Annotated in this window: 16 protein-coding genes and 1 pseudogene; 9 read left to right on the top strand and 8 right to left on the bottom strand. The window is 60.8% G+C overall.

The annotated features are described in order from the left end of the window. Positions 1-37: 37 nt before the first annotated feature. Complete coding sequence (locus J4G38_RS11695) at positions 38-703, top strand: hypothetical protein (protein ID WP_210519456.1); 666 nt, start codon at positions 38-40, stop codon at positions 701-703. A gap of 58 nt (positions 704-761) precedes the next feature. Further along, positions 762-1,445 (top strand): GDSL-type esterase/lipase family protein, encoded by a 684-nt coding sequence (locus J4G38_RS11700; protein ID WP_210519458.1) that lies wholly within the window; start codon positions 762-764, stop codon positions 1,443-1,445. 103 nt (positions 1,446-1,548) lie between these two features. Here the strand turns inward: J4G38_RS11700 and J4G38_RS11705 are convergent, their stop codons facing one another. From J4G38_RS11705 to J4G38_RS11720, 4 genes are all read right to left on the bottom strand, one after another. Further along, positions 1,549-2,691, bottom strand: coding sequence for a PKD domain-containing protein (locus tag J4G38_RS11705; protein WP_210519461.1), 1,143 nt, complete (start codon positions 2,689-2,691; stop codon positions 1,549-1,551). 70 nt (positions 2,692-2,761) lie between these two features. Then, positions 2,762-4,114, bottom strand: coding sequence for a TolB-like translocation protein (locus J4G38_RS11710; protein ID WP_210519463.1), 1,353 nt, complete (start codon positions 4,112-4,114; stop codon positions 2,762-2,764). Positions 4,115-4,291: 177 nt separating this feature from the next. Continuing rightward, positions 4,292-5,815: a rhamnogalacturonidase gene (locus J4G38_RS11715; protein ID WP_210519465.1), complete on the bottom strand. Its 1,524-nt coding sequence runs from the start codon at positions 5,813-5,815 to the stop codon at positions 4,292-4,294. Between the two features lie 208 nt (positions 5,816-6,023). Further along, a complete protein-coding gene (locus J4G38_RS11720; protein ID WP_210519467.1) occupies positions 6,024-6,431 on the bottom strand; it encodes a cupin domain-containing protein in 408 nt (135 codons plus the stop codon). A 561-nt stretch (positions 6,432-6,992) separates the two neighbouring features. Between J4G38_RS11720 and J4G38_RS11725 the strand changes: the two genes are divergently transcribed. The 4 genes from J4G38_RS11725 to J4G38_RS11740 all read left to right on the top strand — a co-directional run bounded on the left by J4G38_RS11725 (position 6,993) and on the right by J4G38_RS11740 (position 10,511). Continuing rightward, entirely contained in the window at positions 6,993-8,519 is a 1,527-nt protein-coding gene (locus J4G38_RS11725; protein WP_210519469.1) for a DUF2271 domain-containing protein, read from the top strand. Beyond that, complete coding sequence (locus J4G38_RS11730; RefSeq protein WP_210519472.1) at positions 8,506-9,156, top strand: PepSY-associated TM helix domain-containing protein; 651 nt, start codon at positions 8,506-8,508, stop codon at positions 9,154-9,156. The genes J4G38_RS11725 and J4G38_RS11730 overlap by 14 nt, the downstream gene beginning before the upstream one ends. Before the next feature lie 296 nt (positions 9,157-9,452). Next, a complete protein-coding gene (locus tag J4G38_RS11735; protein ID WP_210519474.1) occupies positions 9,453-9,899 on the top strand; it encodes a hypothetical protein in 447 nt (148 codons plus the stop codon). Positions 9,900-10,001: 102 nt separating this feature from the next. Further along, the gene (locus J4G38_RS11740; RefSeq protein ID WP_226163366.1) at positions 10,002-10,511 is read left to right on the top strand and encodes a DUF4112 domain-containing protein; all 510 of its coding nucleotides are present in this window, start codon (positions 10,002-10,004) and stop codon (positions 10,509-10,511) included. 10 nt (positions 10,512-10,521) lie between these two features. Here the strand turns inward: J4G38_RS11740 and J4G38_RS11745 are convergent, their stop codons facing one another. After that, the gene (locus J4G38_RS11745; RefSeq protein ID WP_210519476.1) at positions 10,522-10,815 is read right to left on the bottom strand and encodes a hypothetical protein; all 294 of its coding nucleotides are present in this window, start codon (positions 10,813-10,815) and stop codon (positions 10,522-10,524) included. Positions 10,816-10,988: 173 nt separating this feature from the next. Next, the gene (locus J4G38_RS11750; RefSeq protein WP_210519477.1) at positions 10,989-11,285 is read right to left on the bottom strand and encodes a hypothetical protein; all 297 of its coding nucleotides are present in this window, start codon (positions 11,283-11,285) and stop codon (positions 10,989-10,991) included. Between the two features lie 212 nt (positions 11,286-11,497). Here J4G38_RS11750 and J4G38_RS11760 point away from each other — a divergent pair, with 212 nt between their 5' ends. Further along, positions 11,498-11,668 (top strand): YegP family protein, encoded by a 171-nt coding sequence (locus J4G38_RS11760; RefSeq protein ID WP_226163370.1) that lies wholly within the window; start codon positions 11,498-11,500, stop codon positions 11,666-11,668. A gap of 526 nt (positions 11,669-12,194) precedes the next feature. On the opposite strand, the gene J4G38_RS11765 is transcribed toward J4G38_RS11760, so the two are convergent. Both J4G38_RS11765 and J4G38_RS11770 read right to left on the bottom strand, forming a co-directional pair. Beyond that, entirely contained in the window at positions 12,195-13,619 is a 1,425-nt protein-coding gene (locus J4G38_RS11765; protein ID WP_210519478.1) for a hypothetical protein, read from the bottom strand. Positions 13,620-13,730: 111 nt separating this feature from the next. Continuing rightward, positions 13,731-15,164, bottom strand: a complete 1,434-nt coding sequence (locus J4G38_RS11770) for a T9SS type A sorting domain-containing protein (RefSeq protein WP_210519479.1) — start codon at positions 15,162-15,164, stop codon at positions 13,731-13,733. Positions 15,165-15,888: 724 nt separating this feature from the next. Between J4G38_RS11770 and J4G38_RS11775 the strand changes: the two are divergent. Together J4G38_RS11775 and J4G38_RS11780 are read left to right on the top strand one after the other, a co-directional pair. Further along, positions 15,889-16,092: pseudogene (locus tag J4G38_RS11775) on the top strand (transposase); the annotation flags it as partial. 57 nt (positions 16,093-16,149) lie between these two features. Next, positions 16,150-17,100, top strand: coding sequence for an IS481 family transposase (locus J4G38_RS11780; RefSeq protein WP_226163368.1), 951 nt, complete (start codon positions 16,150-16,152; stop codon positions 17,098-17,100). Positions 17,101-17,234 lie beyond the last annotated feature (134 nt).

Below are 17,234 nucleotides of genomic sequence, written 5' to 3' on the forward strand. Positions count from 1 at the left end.
TTAGTAGACCTTTGCGAGCAAAACCAGCTGCGTGCAAATGAAATCCACTCGCGTATTCCTACTGCTTTTGATAGCAGTTCTATGTACACAATGCCGACCAAATATCAGCGATGAGCAACTGGAAGCGGCTTCTAAAATACCGGTTGATACCATTTCCGTTGATTCATTCACCTTCCAACGAGATTCTATCTCCACGTTGAAGGATTGGACAGGCATTCAGGACAAGGGAGAATTTATTCCTCTTCCGCCGGGGTGGAAAGTCCATGTTGCTGACCGCAAATTATATCAAGAGGCTGTTGCGTTACCACCAAATAGCACCGACAGTATAGAGTGCGTTACATTTTCGCGTTGGGAAAATGACGACCCGTCGTTAGATAATTACGCCTTTGCCCGACAATTAGCAAAAAATGCTTTTTCCACTTTCCACGTTGCCAGCGACACACTGAAGAAGCTAGTATTTCAACACGATTTTGGCGTGGAACGGATTGCGGGTTTTCTCGCTCAAAAGAAGGCCTACAAAGGCTACTGCTTGGCCTACGTAAACGACAGTTGCACCTATCGATTTCGCATCATTTTATCGGACGACCGTCTCAAAAGATACCAAGGGAGCCTTGTGGCAGACATTGTTGGAAACATACAGATTAACCACAAGGATTTCTTAAGGAATGACAACCCTTTGAAACAGATAATCCGTCTTCATTAGAGTTCGCCTGTTTCATTCCGTTTAATATCTCAGTAAACTCTGGGCAGCACCTCCCGACATGAAAAAGCTTCTCCTGTTTCTACTGCTCCTGCCGCCCCTGCTGTCCGCGCAAACCCCGGTGGCTTCGGACAAGGTCCTCAACATCTTTACCCTGGGCGACAGCAACGGCACGTTTCCCCAGAGCTGGCCCAAGCAACTGGAGCTGGCCCTGCCCCGCGCGCACGTCTTCAACCTCAGCAAATCGGGCCGCACCATTGGCTTCGTGAACAACGGCGACAGCACGTTGAATTCGCTGCTGGTTATTGACGAAAACCTGCGCAAAGCAGCCGAGTTCACCAAGGACCGGCCGTTCGACTTCGTGGTGCTAGCGCTGGGCACCAACGACGCCAAAGCCGTTTTTGCCGACCAGCAAAAAGCCGTGCCCGCGAACCTGGAAACCCTCCTCAACAAAATCAAAACCTGCCCCTTCCCCGCCATCAGCCGCGCCCGGATTATCATCATCTCCCCGCCGCCGTACGGGGCGAAAGCGGAAGCCCTGCCCAAATACCAGGGCGGCAACCAGCGGGTCAGCAACATGGGCAAAACCTTCAAAAAGGTGGCCCAACGCACCCATTGCCTCTTCGTGAACGGCTACCAAACGCCGGGCCTGGACATCAATACCATGACCGCCGACGGCCTGCACCTGGACGCCACCGCCTCGCGGCTGCTGATAGCGCCCGTGCTGGCTATTGTGGGGCGTTAGGGTGAATCGTTTCAGAACGGAGTAAAGGGAACCTGAAACGGTCATGCTGAGCGCAGTCGAAGCATGACCATTTCAGGTTCCCTTATATACTTCATTAACAGCCTCACTTCACGGCCACGTCCCACACCTTGGCCATGCGGGCCTTGCCGGCCGGACCGTCCACGTCCAGCACCACGATGTACTTGCCGGCTTCCTGGTAGCGGTGCACCGGGCTTTGCTCGGTGGAGGTGGTGCCGTCGCCGAAATCCCAGTGCCAGCGCTTGATGGGGCCCCGGCTTTCGTCGAGGAAGGTGACCTGGCGGTGGGCCGTGTCCGTGACCTGGAACGACCATTGGGCCGCTAGTTTCGGCAGGTACTGCGCGGCCAGCGGCAGGAGCGTGAAGACGGTGCCCAGGCTGGAATTGCCGTACATCTTGTGGTTCTTCGAGAGGTTCCAGAAGCCTTTTTTGCTTTCGTCGGCCACGTCGTCGTAGTCAATCACGGCCCACGTGAGGCCGATTTTCTTGCCCTCGGTCAGCACCGATTCTACGGCGCGGGCGGGGCCTTCGGTGCCGGCGTAGTCGAAGGGCGTAATCCAGAATTCGGCGGTGAGCTTGCCGGATTGGCCGGGTTTGAAATCGTAGGAATAGGCGATGTTGGCGTAGGGCAGGCGCTTTATCCAGGGCTGCGCGCCCCAGGCCAGGGCCCAGTCTTTTCCTTCGGCGGGCATGAAAATGTGGTAGTTCTGGGCGTGCACGCCGTGGAAAGCGAAGTAGCGGTCCATCAGCGGCAAGTCCTGGTTGGGGTGCTGCTCGGCAATGAGCGGGCCGCCGGACAGGTCGCCATCCACCACGATTTCGAAGGTGTCGTTGTGCAGGCCCGGCAGGCTGAAATCCCAGTAGTTGTCGTAGGCTTCGTACAGGAAATAGAGCCGGTTGAGGCCCGCCACCCAGGCCACGCGCACCTTCACATCGAGGTTGCTGGAATCGGGCCGGGGGTAGTGGCCGGAGTCGTCGCGCAGCTGGTCGGTGCCCACGATGTACTCTTTCGGGAAGCTGGCCCAGTCGTCGGCTTTGCCGTCGATGCGCGGAATCATGTTGGCCGGGAATTGGTAGACTTTGAAGCCCCGGTCTTCCTGCGCGTGGGCGGTAAGGGCGAGGAGAAGCTGTAGGAGCGCAAGGCCCGTTTTGCGCCCCCAGAACGTCATGCCGAGCGTAGCCGAGTCATTATCTCGCGTGCGGCAGTAATTCAATCGTTGTTTCATCATTGATTAGTGGCGGCACGCGGAATGCCTCGAATGCGCTCGGCATGATGTTCCATTAATACTCAAAACCACCCTAATACTTCCGCTTCAGCCACGATTCCGGCACCGGGATGATGCAGATATTCATGCTCCGTCCATCGGCCGAGAGCATGGCGGATTGGATTTCGATGCGCGTGCCATCCGGGCTCATGGTGGGGTGCGGGTGGTCGGCGGCGGTGGTTTTGTGGCCGGTGGAGAGCAGCAGCATCTCGCGGGTGTGCCGGTCGATGAGGTAGACGTTGCGGGCGAAATCGTCGCCCACGGCCCAGCGCCCATCCGCCGAGCCGCTGACGTGCCAGAGGCCGCTGCCGCTGGGCGTCTGGCCGATGATGGTCATTTCGCGGGTGCGGAAGTTGACAATGCCCAGGCCCGTGGGCTTTTCGCGGGTGCCGGAGGGGCCCCAGGCGGCCTCCTGGCCAGGGTTGGCCCCGGTTACGGGCGTGCCGGGGGCCACGTCTTTGGCCACGGCGGGAATGGGGCGGTGGCCCATGATGGCGAAGGCGGTTTCGTCCTTCGAAATCACGGCCTCGTGGGTCACCCATTCGGTTTCGGCTTCGGGGTAGAGGGGGCGCAGGCCGCTGCCGTCGGCCAGCACCGTCCAGGTGCGTTGGGGCGACTTGCCGCCCGTTTCCCAGCAAAACACGATTTCGCCCGGCACCCAGGGGTTGGTCTGGATGTGCCCAATCTGGAACGGCACCGACACCACGTACTTGATGGCCCCGGTGTGCACGTTCATGGCCGCGATGCCGGCCGGGCCCGCGCCCATGTGGCGCGGGCCGAATTCCGATTCCAGCTTGGTGCCGGGGGCCAGGTGGCGGGCGGCTTCGTCTTTGCCCACGCGGAAGTAGGCCCAGTTTTCGTCGCCGTCGAGGGCCATGTCGCCGCCGGCTTGCAGGGCGGGCGGCGTGGTGCCGCAGATGCGTTGGTAGGCACTGGCGGGCTGCATGTGGCCGGCCTTGCTGTCGGCAAAGACTTTGGCGAGGTCCACTTCCACGATTTGCAGGGCGGCGGGCTGGCCGTTGGCCGCGTCGTCCGCGCCATTGGGGTTGCGCATGAAATACAGCTTCATGGCGTGGCGGGCCACGTTGAGCATGCCGGTGTAGCCGCCCTCGCTCACCTGCACGATTTCGCCGGTTTTCTCATTCACGGCCATCGCCTCGTTCTTCGCCCGATTGGAGCGGAAGATGAGCCATTGCAGGTCGGAAGTCCACTGGTTATGGGTCTGGTAGATTTTGGAATCGCCGGCCGGCGTGCTGGTGAGGAAGGTGAGCGGGGTACCGGTTACGGGGTCTTTTACGACCTTTTTTTCGGCCGGGAAGCGGCGGCCGATTTGGGCGTGGGCGGTGGTGGCAAGGAGCAGGCCGGCGAGGATTAGGGTTTGTTTCATGGGGTGGGATTGGGGATTGAGGAAGGGTACGGCCGTCAAGCTGAGCTTGCCGAAGCATCTCTACCGCTTCGTTGCAGCGGGATTGATTACTTGCGCGGTAGAGATGCTTCGGCTGCGCTCAGCATGACGTTCCAGTTGACTTCAACATCAGCAACGACGAGACGCAAGGATGCGTCTCTACCTCGTTCTGGTGGACTTTTTCAATGGTTCGCTCTCGCTTACTGATAAACGTTGCACGCCCTTCAAAACCAGCAGCGGCTCGGCCCCGGCCTTGTCGGCCGAGACGTTTCGCAGGCTCGCCCCATCCACGTCAACCAGCATCAGCGCGGGGCGCGTTTCGGCCCCCAGCAGGTGGATGCTCACGTCGCGCAGCTCGATGTTTTTGGCGTGGCGGATGTAGAAGCCGTAGGCCGGGCCCACTCCCAGCTTCTGGGGTTCGGGGTAGCCGTTTTCGTCCTCGGGCAAATCGGTTTGAATGCCGGCGACTGAGGCGGCGTCCAGCGGCTTATACCAGATGCGGATGTTGCTCAGCCGCACGTCTTCGATGGGGTGGCCGGGCACGCCGCTGATGAGTGTGGCAAACCGCGCATCGGCATTATACACCGTCACGTTGCTGATGCTGATGCGGCGCAGCGCCCCGGTGGCGGTGCCGGCCGGCCCGCGCAACCGGCTGCTTAGCCGCAGGAAAATGGGCGAGTTTGTGACGTCGCGCATCGTGATGTTGTCGATGGTCACGTCTTCGAGCAGGCCGCCGTCCACGGTTTCCAGGGCCAGGCCGCGGCAGTAGGTGAACACGCAGTTGCTGATGGCGATGTTGCGAAAGCCGCCGTTCGACTCGGTGCCGAATTTGATGCGGCTGGTGGGGCCTTCGTGGTCGGGCACGAGGGCGGCTTCCTTGCGCTGGTAGGTGCCGTCGAGCAGGGTGCCGCGGTCGAAGCCGCTCACCTGGCAGTTGGTGATGGTGACGTTTTCGGTGGGCCTCGCGTAGCCGAGGGCGAAGGAGCTTTTCAGGCAAATGCCGTCGTCCCAGGGCGAGTTAATAGTGCAGTTGCTCACCCGCACGTTCTGGCAGCAGTCGATGTCGAGCCCGTCGCGGTTGGTGTCGAGCTTCAGATTATCAATGGTCAGGTTATCTACGCCGGTGGCCAGCAAGGCAAAATGACCGCCCTGCCGCACCGTAAAATCCTTCAGCAGCACGTTGCGGCACAGCTTCAGGGCAATGGCCTTGTTGCCCACGGGGGCCTGGTGCGGCCCCTCCCGCGTGAGGCCCTGCCCGTGGATAGTGCCCGGCCCGAGGATGGAAATGTCCACCAGATTCTCGCCCCAAATGAGGCTGTTGTGCCAGTGGCTGTGCCCGAAATCCTGGAATTTGTCGTTGCTGGCCGGCTCCGGCGCATCGTAGCCCACGCTGCCCACGGGCGCGGCCGCCAGCAGCGTCGCGCCCTGGTCGAGGTAGAGCGCAATGTGACTTTGCAGCCGGATGGAGTAGCTGCGGTAGGTGCCGGCCGGGAAGTACACCGTGCCGCCGCCCGCCTTGGCCGCCGCCGTAATGGCCCGGTTGATGGCGTCGCTGTCGAGCGTGGTGCTGTCGCCCTTCGCCCCAAAATCCCGGATGTTAAAACCGCTCGTGGGCGGCGCGGCAGCCGCGTTTCGGATGAAGCCGAGGCCCAGCAGGAGCAAAAAAACGAAACATCGCATCATGCCCGCAAGCACCGGAAATCCGAAGCGGGAACCCTCCTGTACTGTACTGAGCGTGTAGAGGAAGTTTCGGAACGGTCGTGTAACGGTCATGCTGAGCTTGTCGAAGCATCTCTACCGCTTCGCCTGCACCGTTGCAACGAAGCGGTAGAGATGCTTCGACAAGCTCAGCATGACCGTTCAGTATCGTTTCATTGGCTTGCAAACCCGTTCAGCCCGCTGTCAGTTTGGGGCCGACAATCCGGCACTGGTGCGCGAGGTGGATTTTCTGCGCATCGTCCAGCGTGGCGGTGGGCGGAAGCTGCGCGAGCTGCTGAAACAGCATTTCGGTGGTGCCGCTGGGGTGGGTCAGGAAGACCATTTTGGCGGTTTCGCTCAGCACCAGAAAGGCGTGGGGAATGTTGCGGGCCAGGAAGATTAAATCGCCCTCTTTCAGCGTGAATTCCTCTTCGCCCACCTGCACCAGGAATTCGCCTTCGGTGATGTAAAACTCTTCGTCCTGCTGGTAATGAACGTGCAGCGGCGGCTCGTCGTGCCGGCGGTAGTCGCCGGAGAAGACGGACAGTTGCCCATCGGTGTCCTTGCCGGCCACTTTCAGGTACAAGTTGAAGCCCATCATGCGGTAGTGTTCGGCGAAGCGGCCTTCGCCGGTGCGCAGCGCAACCCCATGGCAACTCCCGCCCGTAACCGGAATAAGCCGGGGCCGTTTGGCAATAGCTCATTAACTACCCCGCGCCCTAACCAACCCAAGTTGCGGAATAGCCGCATAGCGGCGACAGGTTTGTAGAAATGATGTTACCAAGACGATAAAGCCGTGCAGCGGTGACAGATTGGTCCGGTATTTCTGTCTCCGCTACGCGGCTTTTTCCGGGCTGGCCGCCTGCCTACTACAAGCCTGTCGCCGCGCTGCGGCTGTTCCGCAACTTGAGTGAGCTAACTCATCTGCCCGGCTCTTAAACCCGCAACCATCCGTAAATCGGCGCGCAGCCGACGTGCTCTACCTTTTGCACCGGGCAATCGTTCCCGTTATTAAGCCGTTAAATTGATTTTGGCGGAATTAGCCGCTTTCATTTCAGAAGCAGGAATGTTAAAGCACCTGAATTATGAAATTCAGTAACCCGGCAGGGGAGGGCAATAAATGCCCTTGGCATAGTTTCAAATCCACTGATTTTATAAAGCAATGAAAGCGTTTTCAACTCGAATAGCCGGTGTGCTGCTGCCGCTGGCGGTGCTCAGTAGCCTGGCTTTCCTCCCCCGCAAGGCCAACAAGCCCTATGTTTCCGACTATGAGAATGTGCTGGGCACGTCCATGGAAATCAAAATGACCGCCGATGCGGAGCAGCACGCGGCCACCGCCGAAGCAGCCGCGCTGCGGGAGGTGGACCGGCTGAATAAAATCCTCAGTGGCTACGATGCGACCAGCGAATTCAGCCGCTGGATGCGGGCGGGCAACGCGCCGGTGGCCGTTTCGCCGGAGCTTTACGAGGTGCTGGCCCTGTTTGAGCAGTGGCGGGTGAAGAGCAACGGCGCGCTGGATGCTTCGGCCGAAACGGTCAGCAAGCTGTGGCGGGAGGCGGGCAAGCAGAACCGGCGGCCGTCGGACGCGGAAATTGCCCTGGCCGTGCAGGCCGTGCACCAGCAGCATTACGTGCTGAACGCGCCAACCCATACGGCCCGGCGAACCAGCACCGCGCCGCTCATCCTCAATTCATTTGCCAAAAGCTACATCATGAACAAGGCCGCCGATGCGGCCCTGGCCACGCCCGGCGTGAGCAGTGTGGTCGTAAATATTGGCGGCGATGTCCTGGTGCGGGGAGCGCACACCGAGCAAATCAACGTGAGCAACCCGAAAGCAGACGCGGAAAACGACCCGCCCGTGGCGCAGCTGCAGCTCCGCGACAAGACAATTGCGACCAGCGGCAACTACCGGCGCGGCGAAATGATTGACGGCCACTGGTACTCCCACATCATCGACCCGCGCACCGGCCTGCCGGCCAGCGAGGTAATCAGCGCCACCGTTATTGCCGACCAGGCCACGGACGCCGGTGCTCTGGCCACGGCCCTGAACGTGCTGCCGGCCGCAGAAGGCCAGAAACTGGTGGCGGGCGTGCCCGGCGCCGAATACATGCTGCTCACCGCGGACGGCAAACGCATGGAAAGTGCCGGCTGGAAAAATCTTGAGCTGCCAGCGGCCAAAACGGACGCCAAAAAGCCCCTCGCCGTGGCAAAAGACAAGCCCTGGGATGCCAATTACGAAGTAGTCGTCAACCTGGAGCTGGCCACCGTGGAAGGCATGCGGGTGCATCGCCCCTTCGTGGCCGTGTGGGTAGTGGACGCCAGGAAAAAGCCGGTGCGGCAGGTGGCCTTGTGGTACAACAAACCCAAGTACCTGGACGACATGCGCTTCTGGTACTCGACGTACTATGACCAGTTTTCGGCTGGTAACAGCAGCATCAGCTCGACCACCAGCGCAACCCGGTCGCCGGGGAAATACACCCTGAAATGGGATGGCAAAGACGACCAGGGCAATCTGGTGAGCCAGGGCACGTATACCCTGTTCATCGAAGTGGCCCGGGAGCACGGCACGCACCAGCTGATGAAGCAGGACCTTAACGTTAAAAAACAACAGCATTTCGACCTGCCCGCCAACCCGGAGGTCGCGGCGGCGTCGGTAGACTACCGGAAAAAAACGAATGAAAAGCAATAGCGAATCGCTGAAGACAACCTCCGTTGCGCCCGGTAAACAAAAACAGGTCTGGAAGAAGCGAACGGCTTCTTTTTCGCGCTGGCTGCACCTCTACCTGTCGATGCTCAGCTTTTTTGTGGTGCTGTTTTTTTCGGTCACGGGCATTACCCTCAACCATGCCGACTGGTTTGATGGCAAGCAGGCGGAAAACAAGCGCACGGGCGCCCTGCCGGCCACCTGGGTCAATCCCGCTGATACCGCTGAAATCAAAAAGCTGGAAGTCGTGGAATTCCTGCGCAGCAAGTATGGAATCAAGGGCTCGGTGAGCGATTTTCTGGTGGAGGACGACCAATGCTCGGTGTCATTCAAAGGCCCGGGCTACAGCGCCGATGCATTCATCAATCGCAAAGACGGCACCTTCGAGCTCACGGAGCTGCGGCTGGGATTGGTGGCCGTGCTGAACGACCTGCACAAAGGCCGCGACAGCGGCAAAGGCTGGAGCTGGGTGATTGATGTATCGGCCGGCTTCTTAACCCTGGTGTCCCTGAGTGGACTGGCCATGCTGTTCTTTCTGAAGAACAAAAGGGTTAAAGGCATATTGGTGGCCATCATTGGCGGGGCCTTTGGCTTCCTGATGTATGCGCTTTGGGTGCCTTAGGTGGTGTTTGGGATTTGAGGGAGCCAAAAAAAGAAACAAGTCGGGAGTAATGGCCGGCGTTTTCAAATCATTTTGCGGGAGAATGAACGGGGCATAAAACCGGTTGCCCGACAGCAGTTCAATAGGTTCGTTGCGCTTCATCGGCCCGCGCAGGCGCTTGACCATAATCCGGTCTCATCGCGCCTGAGCGCCTGCAGCCGGTGGGCATGAGCGACGCCATGGCTACCCGGCAGCGCGGCTTGGCCCACTTTGGCATTGACTTCTACGTGGTGGGAGCGGTGGCGCGGAACATCTGAATGAGCCGGGTGTGCCACGCGCCGGAGCGGCGCATGACCAAGGACTTGGACCTGGCCGTCTTCATCAACAACGCGGCGCAGTACGAGGAGCTGCAAGCCTGGCTCATCGCGCCGGAAAATTTTACGCTGACCCGGCACAGCGCCTTCTGCCTGCACTACCACGCGCCCGGCAGCCCCGTCAGCGTCGCCGTGAGGGCCATTGCCGACGAAGCCGGCGACGTATGGAACCTGGTGGAGGGGTATTTTAGCCTCATTGCCGACGATATCTATGCCCAGCACCTGGACTTGTTCGACGAGAACGAAACGGCCACCAACTTCATGCTGCTGGTGGGCGGGCCCGTGCAGACGCGAGCGCCGCCCGTTGGCGAAGGCGCTGAGTCGGCCGGGGGCCGCGCTGGCTACCGGCCTGCAGGTACTCGGGGCGCTGCATATGGGGCTGACCGATGACTGGCCGACGTCCAAGGCCCCCTGAGTGTCCGGTATAGCCTCTGCTTTATACTTTCTGCGAGGCAGGCCGTATAGGTCTCGCGCTCCTTTTTGCTTATGCCCGTGACCAATCGCCTCCCCGTACCCACCACCTTCGACGCCGACGAGCGCCTGCGGTGGGTGGCGCGCGTCGCCCGCCTCATGGACAGCCAGTTTCAGCTGCCCGGCACGCGCTTTCGTTTTGGCCTCGACCCGCTGCTCGGCCTGTTGCCCATCGTCGGTGACCTGTCCACCACCGTGGTATCCGTCGCCTTGCTGCTCACCATGCTGCGCCACGGGGCCAGCGGCGCGGTAGTGGTGCGCATGGCCCTCAATATCTTCATTGATACCGTCGTCGGGGGCATCCCCATTTTAGGCAATGTGTTCGACTTTGCCTACAAAAGCAACGAGCGTAACGTGGCCCTGCTGCGCCGCCACTACGCCGAAGGCCGGCACCAGGGCAGCGGTCGGGGCCTGGTGGTGTTGTTACTGCTGGGGTTTGGAATCGTATTCAGCCTGGTGGCCTGGGGCAGCGTGGTTCTGCTGAGTTGGGTCTGGCATTACTTCGATGCCCACCCCATCCTGAACACCTAGCCGCAATTCCTTATTCCCGGCCTTTGCCAAACCACCGTTTCAGCGTCCACCTGGTCCGCTCAAACACCGTGGGTTTTCGCACCGAAAAGGCAATTATTCTGAGGTCGGGTGCCAGCTGGGCCGGCGCGTACATGCCACGCAGTGCATTGCCGTGCGTCGCCTGAGTGCGCACAATTTCCGGCCACGACATGGCCGAGAAATCGTAAATCTCCTTCCCGCATTGCCCGCAATGCCGCCCGTTGTCCGTGGGCTGCATGTCGAGCCAGTTTTGGCCGCAGGGTTGAGGCTTGGGCAGTGCATTCATAGGCAAAGGGGAGGAGTTAATGGGGCTGGAAGCGGCGTTGCGTCAATGAATGCCGCTGATGCGCCCGCTGTTAGTGAAACAGGGGTTTTCTCTGCATTGATGCAGCCCCGGCCAGAATTACGCACCGTGCATTGCTGGAACAGTAGCGTAAACTCTCGGTCAACTATTCCCGACTACCTCGTGGTCCAGGCTGGCGAACTCAGTCGGCCAGCAGTTGGGTGCAGGTGTTGTGCTTCAGCCTTGCTGGTCAGGAGCTGCCCGATGCTGACCTTGCTGTCCGGTTTGCGCAGCAGCGTGCGCACCCCGTTGAAGTTGAGCTTCTGCACCACCTGTCCCTGAAAAGCCATTTCCAGCCGTACAATCTCGCGCTGCGCCACGTCCAGCACCCCGAACACCAGGCCTTTGGTCACGCGCACCTGGTGCTGCCCGCACGAGGGGGCGTAGGCCACGCCGCTGCTTGAAATGCACATGGGAAAGCGGCTGTTCATCCAGCCCACTACTAAGTTCGGGGAGAGGGCCCCGTTGCTGTAGGCATTGCCGGCGAACGTGACGTACCGTTCCTGTGCCTTCCAAATTCAGCTCGATGTACTCGGCTTTTTCCAACAGGCCGGTACTGGTACCACCTCCGCGCCGAAAACAGCGAAATTGTCCGGTCGGACGAAGGCTACACCACCAAAGCCAGCTGCCAGAACGGCAACCGGTCCGTGCAGGCCAGTACGGCTTCAACCACGTCGCGGCCAATGGCGAAATCATCGGGCGCGGTGAGAAGTATACCGCCGCCCAATCACGCGACCATGGTATTCAGGCCGTGCTGCGGGAAGCTCCCTCGGCCCGCGTTGAGGACCTGAACTGACGGTAGTTTTCCCGGGAAGTAAAAAAGCTCCGTTGGCAACCAGCCAACGGAGCTTTTTCTGTAAACAAAAACAGGCCTTCCAGCCGCAGCTCGGCCGCTTCGAGCACCGCGCATCACTCGGCAAAGACCCGCTCCAGGGCAAACGGGCCGTGCTGGTTGCCGACGGGCAGCCGGTTTTGCGCTGGCAGCACATGGCGCCCACGACCTCGGCTGGGGCAGCAGTGGGTCGGCGGCCACCGGGCCGGGCCGGCAAGTGCGGGGGTATCCAGCGGGTAATGATATCGTTGGTCAGGACTTCCACGGAGGAGGGTAAGGAGATGGGTCGCACCTCAAATTCCCCGCTTTTGTGGGAATCTTTTCTGTTGGGCTTCACCCGGGCCACTTCCTAAACAGGTTCGATGAAAAAAAGCAGAGCACCCGCGCCACCGACGGGCTGAACATTGCAGACACGCGGAGGCGGCTACTGGCGCATCAGGAAAAGCTGCCGGTGCGGCCCGGCGTGCAGCATTACGCTCGCGGGGCCGGGCTAATCCGTGACCCGGAACTGCAGTTCCTCCACCACCAGCGACGTAGCGTTTCCGTTGTTGGTCCGAAGGAAGGCTTCCACGTAATCGCCGGTCACCATATCCAGTTCGGTGGTCAGCGTTACCTGAAAGCTCTGGTTGTTGGTTGCCGCCGCCATCGACCCGTTGGGGTTCGGAATGACCGTGCCGTTTTTGGCAATGGCAATGGAAAAGTCGCTGCTCGTTGCCGGCGACTTGGCCCCTGCCACTATCAGCACCTTGGCCGTAATGCCTTCTTTGCCGGTGTAGGTGAGCCGGTTGGCAGTAGAAACAAACCGCTGCTGTTTTACCGTCGTGGTGGCGCCGGCTATTTTGTAGAAGGTCCCTACCGTGGACAGCGCGGTGGGCGTGGTGTTGTTGTTCAGGTACACCGATGCCAGGGCCCGGGTGTTGGGGATGTACGTATTCTGCCGCATTTCCCAGGCCGGCGTGTAGGAATCAAACCCGCTGATGTAGGTGCTCACGCCCCGAAACATGTTCGTCGTCATGCGGCCCCGGTCGATGGTCGCGCCGGCGTTCACTTTCACCCCGGTCTGGCCCGCGTAGATGAAGTAGTTGTTCGACAAGTCGATGTCGTTGATGACCAGGCTGGGCATAAACTCAATGCCTGCCCCTGCAGTGATGCCGACAATGAAGTTGGTGGTGGAGCAGAACTTGCCCACGTTGCCCGCTACCTTGAGGCCGTCCTGGCAGTTCCAGTAATTCTGGGCAATGGTGATGGCCTGAAACCCACTTACCAGCCCCACGCCCAGGCTCGGCACCCCAGCTTCGACCACCGAGCAGCCCGAGAACAGGTTGCAGTACTTGGAGCCCGTGGCGTCGGCAAAGTCGTAGGCCTTGGTGCTGCCGCTGGCCGGTAGCACCACCATATTTGCCATAAACACCGACACGGCCGTGCTGCGCAGCACGGCCCCGCTCACCGTGGACAGCACGCCGTCTTTGCCAGGGTCGGTGCCCCGCAGGTTGGCACCGTTCAGGTTCAGGTAGTTCGGGGAGATGTTGACGATACCCGAAAAGACGTACATTTTGGTGGCGTCCAGCGTGATGGCATTGCCCACCGGAGCGGGCAAATCGGCCAGTGAGTATACGTACACCAGGTTTGTGGTGGGCGCGGTCAGCGTCACCGCTTCCCATCGGCCGGCCTTGTATAAATCCAGCGTGTTGGTGGTGAGGTTGAACACCTGCAAGCCCACCGGCGGCGATGAAATGGCGTCGCGCTGGGCCGTGGTCATGCGCGGAATAAGCAGGCCGCTGGAAGTCGACGAGATGTCGAGCATCGCCTTCGGGTCCGGCAGGGCACCCGTCGCGTTGATGCCCACGTTCTGGGCCATCAAGCAGCCCGCGCCGGTGTTAATAGTCAGCAGGAATAACAGGGAAATCTTTTTCATGTTAGTAACAAAAGCGGATAAGCAAGACCTGATGGGCCTCAGAAAACGTTAGGAAAAAGCATAGGAAGCCCGTCCGGGGTGGCCGGGCAAAGCGAAGCAGGAACGCGGCGGTTACTGGCGGGTGAGGGTGAGGCGCTGCCGTTGCGCGCCCTGCGCCACGGTGAGCAGGTACACGCCCGCGGGCAGCGGGGCCGGGGGCACCAGCGCAAACGCGTTGGCCCCGCAGGCCAGCACCACGGTTTCCTGCCACACGGTGCGGCCCAGGCCATCGCGCAGCATCAGGCTGGCCGTGCCGGCTTCCGGAGTATCCAGGGCCAGCATAACGGACTCGGCGAACGGATTTGGGTACGCCTGCAGGCGCAGGGCCACGGGCAGGGTAGCGGTTACGGAGCGAACGGGGGAGAGAGATTCGGTGCCATCCCGGTCTACCTGGCGCAGCCGGTAATACACCAGGCCTGCCCCATAGCGGGCCAGGTTGGGGTCTGTGGCTTCATATGCCGCGCCCTGGCCATTGGTGCCGCGACTAGCCACCGTGGCAATTCGCTGGAAATGGCTTGCGTCGGTGCTGCTTTCCACTTCAAATCGGTCGTTGTTTTTTTCCGAGGCCGTGTTCCAGCGCAGCCACGCGGCGGTGCCCAGCCGCTCGGCAGCAAAATAAATGAGTTCGATGGGCAGCGGGTTGGCGCGGTTGCTCACGGTAAAGCGCGAGAAAGAACTGACGGCGGTGCTGATGCTCCGCGTGGCCGCCGACACCGGTGCCGCGGTAGCCACCCACGTCGCTGCTGGCTGCTGCTGCCACACCTGGGCTGCGGTGAAATCCGTGAGGCCGTTGTCGTCGTCGGCCGTCCAGGTCAAGGTCAGGGGAATGGCCTGCGTGGGGGCTAGTGTGGAGGAAATGGCCCAGATGCGGTCAATGCCCTTGGCCGTCCCCCCGTTCGGGTTGGTGGCGTAGCTCAGGCCCGCCGTGGTCAGCCCGGCAGTCCGAGTGGCGGTTACATCGCCCAGAGGCGAGCCCGTGGCATCGAGCGTCAACCCGTTGCCGAAGTCCACCACCCCACTTACTGCATTGCGCACCACGCGCAGGTTGCCTTGCACGTACCGGCCCGTGGTTTCGCCCTGCACGGTGGCGCCCATGGGCAGCAGCAGAAAAGCGGCCGGCCCGGTGCGCACGCTGCCTTGGGTAAGCAGCAACTGGCCGGTGAGGGTAACGTTGTTAGGCATCAGGACGCGGTTGTTGCCGGCGCTGCCGCTGTTGCGGACTTCTAGCTGGGCCACGCTGCTGCTGCCCGGGGCTAGGGTTTGGTCGACGGCCCCGCCGAACACCAGCCACCCGGACGACGTAAGCGCACCGGCGTTGGTGAAATCCCCGGTCAGGAGCACCGTGCCGGCATTGCTAAAGGTGCCGCCCGCCGCATTGGCCACCGAACCCCGCACCACCAGGTTCGCGCCCGGTTGCACCAGCACGTACGCGCCGCGGTTGTTCAGAATCTGGGCCGCTGAGGGTCCACTGGCGCCAGCGCCCAGCGCCACGATGAAAGCGGCCACGCGGAGGCCACGGCTAGGCGCTGTACGAAGCGGTGGCCGGCCGGCAAGGCCAACAAACGCAAGTAGTTCGGTAAAAGTAAAATACATCTAAAAACAGCTTGAAGTGAGTCTTGAAATTCATATTGCGCTTGCCCGCAGCCAGCGCCCAAGCATCACCCGAAAAGAAGGGGCACCTTAAAAATATTCACGGCCGCCAGGCCGCCAGGCCGCCAGGCCGCACGGGGTGGTTTCCGATGCCTGGTCCAGCACTTGCTGGAGGGGCGAGAGCAGGGCAATGGATTCACGCGGTGCCCGATGATGAAGCACTTGCTCGAACGTCTTCTAGTAGGTAGGTCGCCGTAGGGGGATAGGAATCCGGCGTAGTCTTGGTGAAATGCGATTTTTTCGGCCAGCGACATGCGGTGCACGAATGCCAGCGCATCCGCGCCGATGCGGTGATGAAGCGGGAAAAACTACGCCGCGAGCAGAGTGAGGCACATAATAAAGCATGTTGATGCCAGCCGCCAGCACCATTACTGTGCCGATATCAACACGCGTTATTAAGCCGCTTACTATGAGGGCTATAGCTGATTATTCGCTGCGGAGTATGCTCCGGTTTTAGAACTAGCGTCCAGGAAATGGAGCGTTAAGGACTGCTGGAGCGCGTCTACGATGCGCACCAACGGCCCGCCGCGTAACTGAGTTGGTCTAGAGGCTGTTATGAACTTGTAGCGAACTTGGGGGTATGGCAGCCGTGCGAACCTACCCCAGCGATGTAAAAGACGACGCATGGGCCTTTGTGGCCCCGTATCTGTGCCTGATGCGCGAAGATGCGCCGCAACGGGCCCAGGCCTTGCGCGACCTCTTCAACGCCCTGCGCTACCTGGCCCACACGGGCTGCCCCTGGCGCTTCCGGCCGCACGATTTGCCGCCCTGGGCCACCGTGTACCTGTATAGTCCCAAAGAGTGATGGTGTAGTTTCCGGGCTGGAATTTCGCACGAACCTATGGGACCAGTACTCCACGGCCGCGCCCGCACAACAGCGGCAGTACGGCGCGCTATCCAACACCGCCCGGAAAGCCGACAAGGCTTAGCCACCCGTTACAGCATCCACCCGAAAACGGTGGCCAAGTGGCGCAAGCGTCCGACCACAGCCGATGCGCGCATGGGGCCTGCGCCGGCTTCGACGGTGCTTACGCCCGAGCAGCAAGCCATTGCCCTGGCCTTTCGTCGGCATACCTTGCTGGCGCTCGATGACTGCCTGCAGGCGCGGCAGGCCACGATTCCGCGCTTATCGCGTCCGGCGCTACACCGCTGTTTTCAACGCCACGGCATCCGCCGCCTGCCCCTGAACGAAGACGGGCAGAGCCCGCCGAAAAAGAAGTTCAAGGATTGCCCCATTGGCTGCCTGCACGTCGATTTCGCCGAGGTCCAGACCGAAGAAGGCAAGCAGTACCTCTTCGTCGCCCTCGACCGCACCAGCAAGGTGGCCTTTGCCGAGCTACACCCGCGCGCCAAGCGGGGCGTCGCGGCCGGATTTCTGCGGCGTGGACTCGATAAATTGCCTTACAAAGTGCCTACCGTGCTGACGGACAACGGCGTGCAGTTTACACCCCAGCCCCACCAATTCCTGCCGGGCGGGCACCGTTTCGACCGCATTTGCCGCGAATACGGCGTGGAGCCCCGCCTGACCACACCGGCCCACCCCTGGACCAAGGGCCAAGTTGAGCGCATGAACCGCACCCTCAAAGAAGCCCCTGTCAAGCGCTGCCATTACCAGAGCACGCAGGAACTCAACGAGCACCTGCAAGCCTGTTTGCTGGCCTACAACCACGCCCGGCGCTTGAAGACCCTACGCGGGCTAACCCCGCATGAATTCCTCTGTGCACAGCGGCAAAAGAACCCGACTATCTTTACCCAAGACCCGACCCACCTCACCTTGGGACTATACAGCTAAGTCATCCGGGCAAGTTCAGTAAAAAAATGTGCGCTACGGGATATTTTGACTAGGACGTGTAAACAATTAAAGCCACATCAGGATGGCTCCGAGGGTGACCATTGCCAGAAAGGTGCTGGCGTTCTTTTCGTAGC

This window comes from Hymenobacter terricola (assembly GCF_017921975.2).
Lineage (GTDB): Bacteria > Bacteroidota > Bacteroidia > Cytophagales > Hymenobacteraceae > Hymenobacter > Hymenobacter terricola.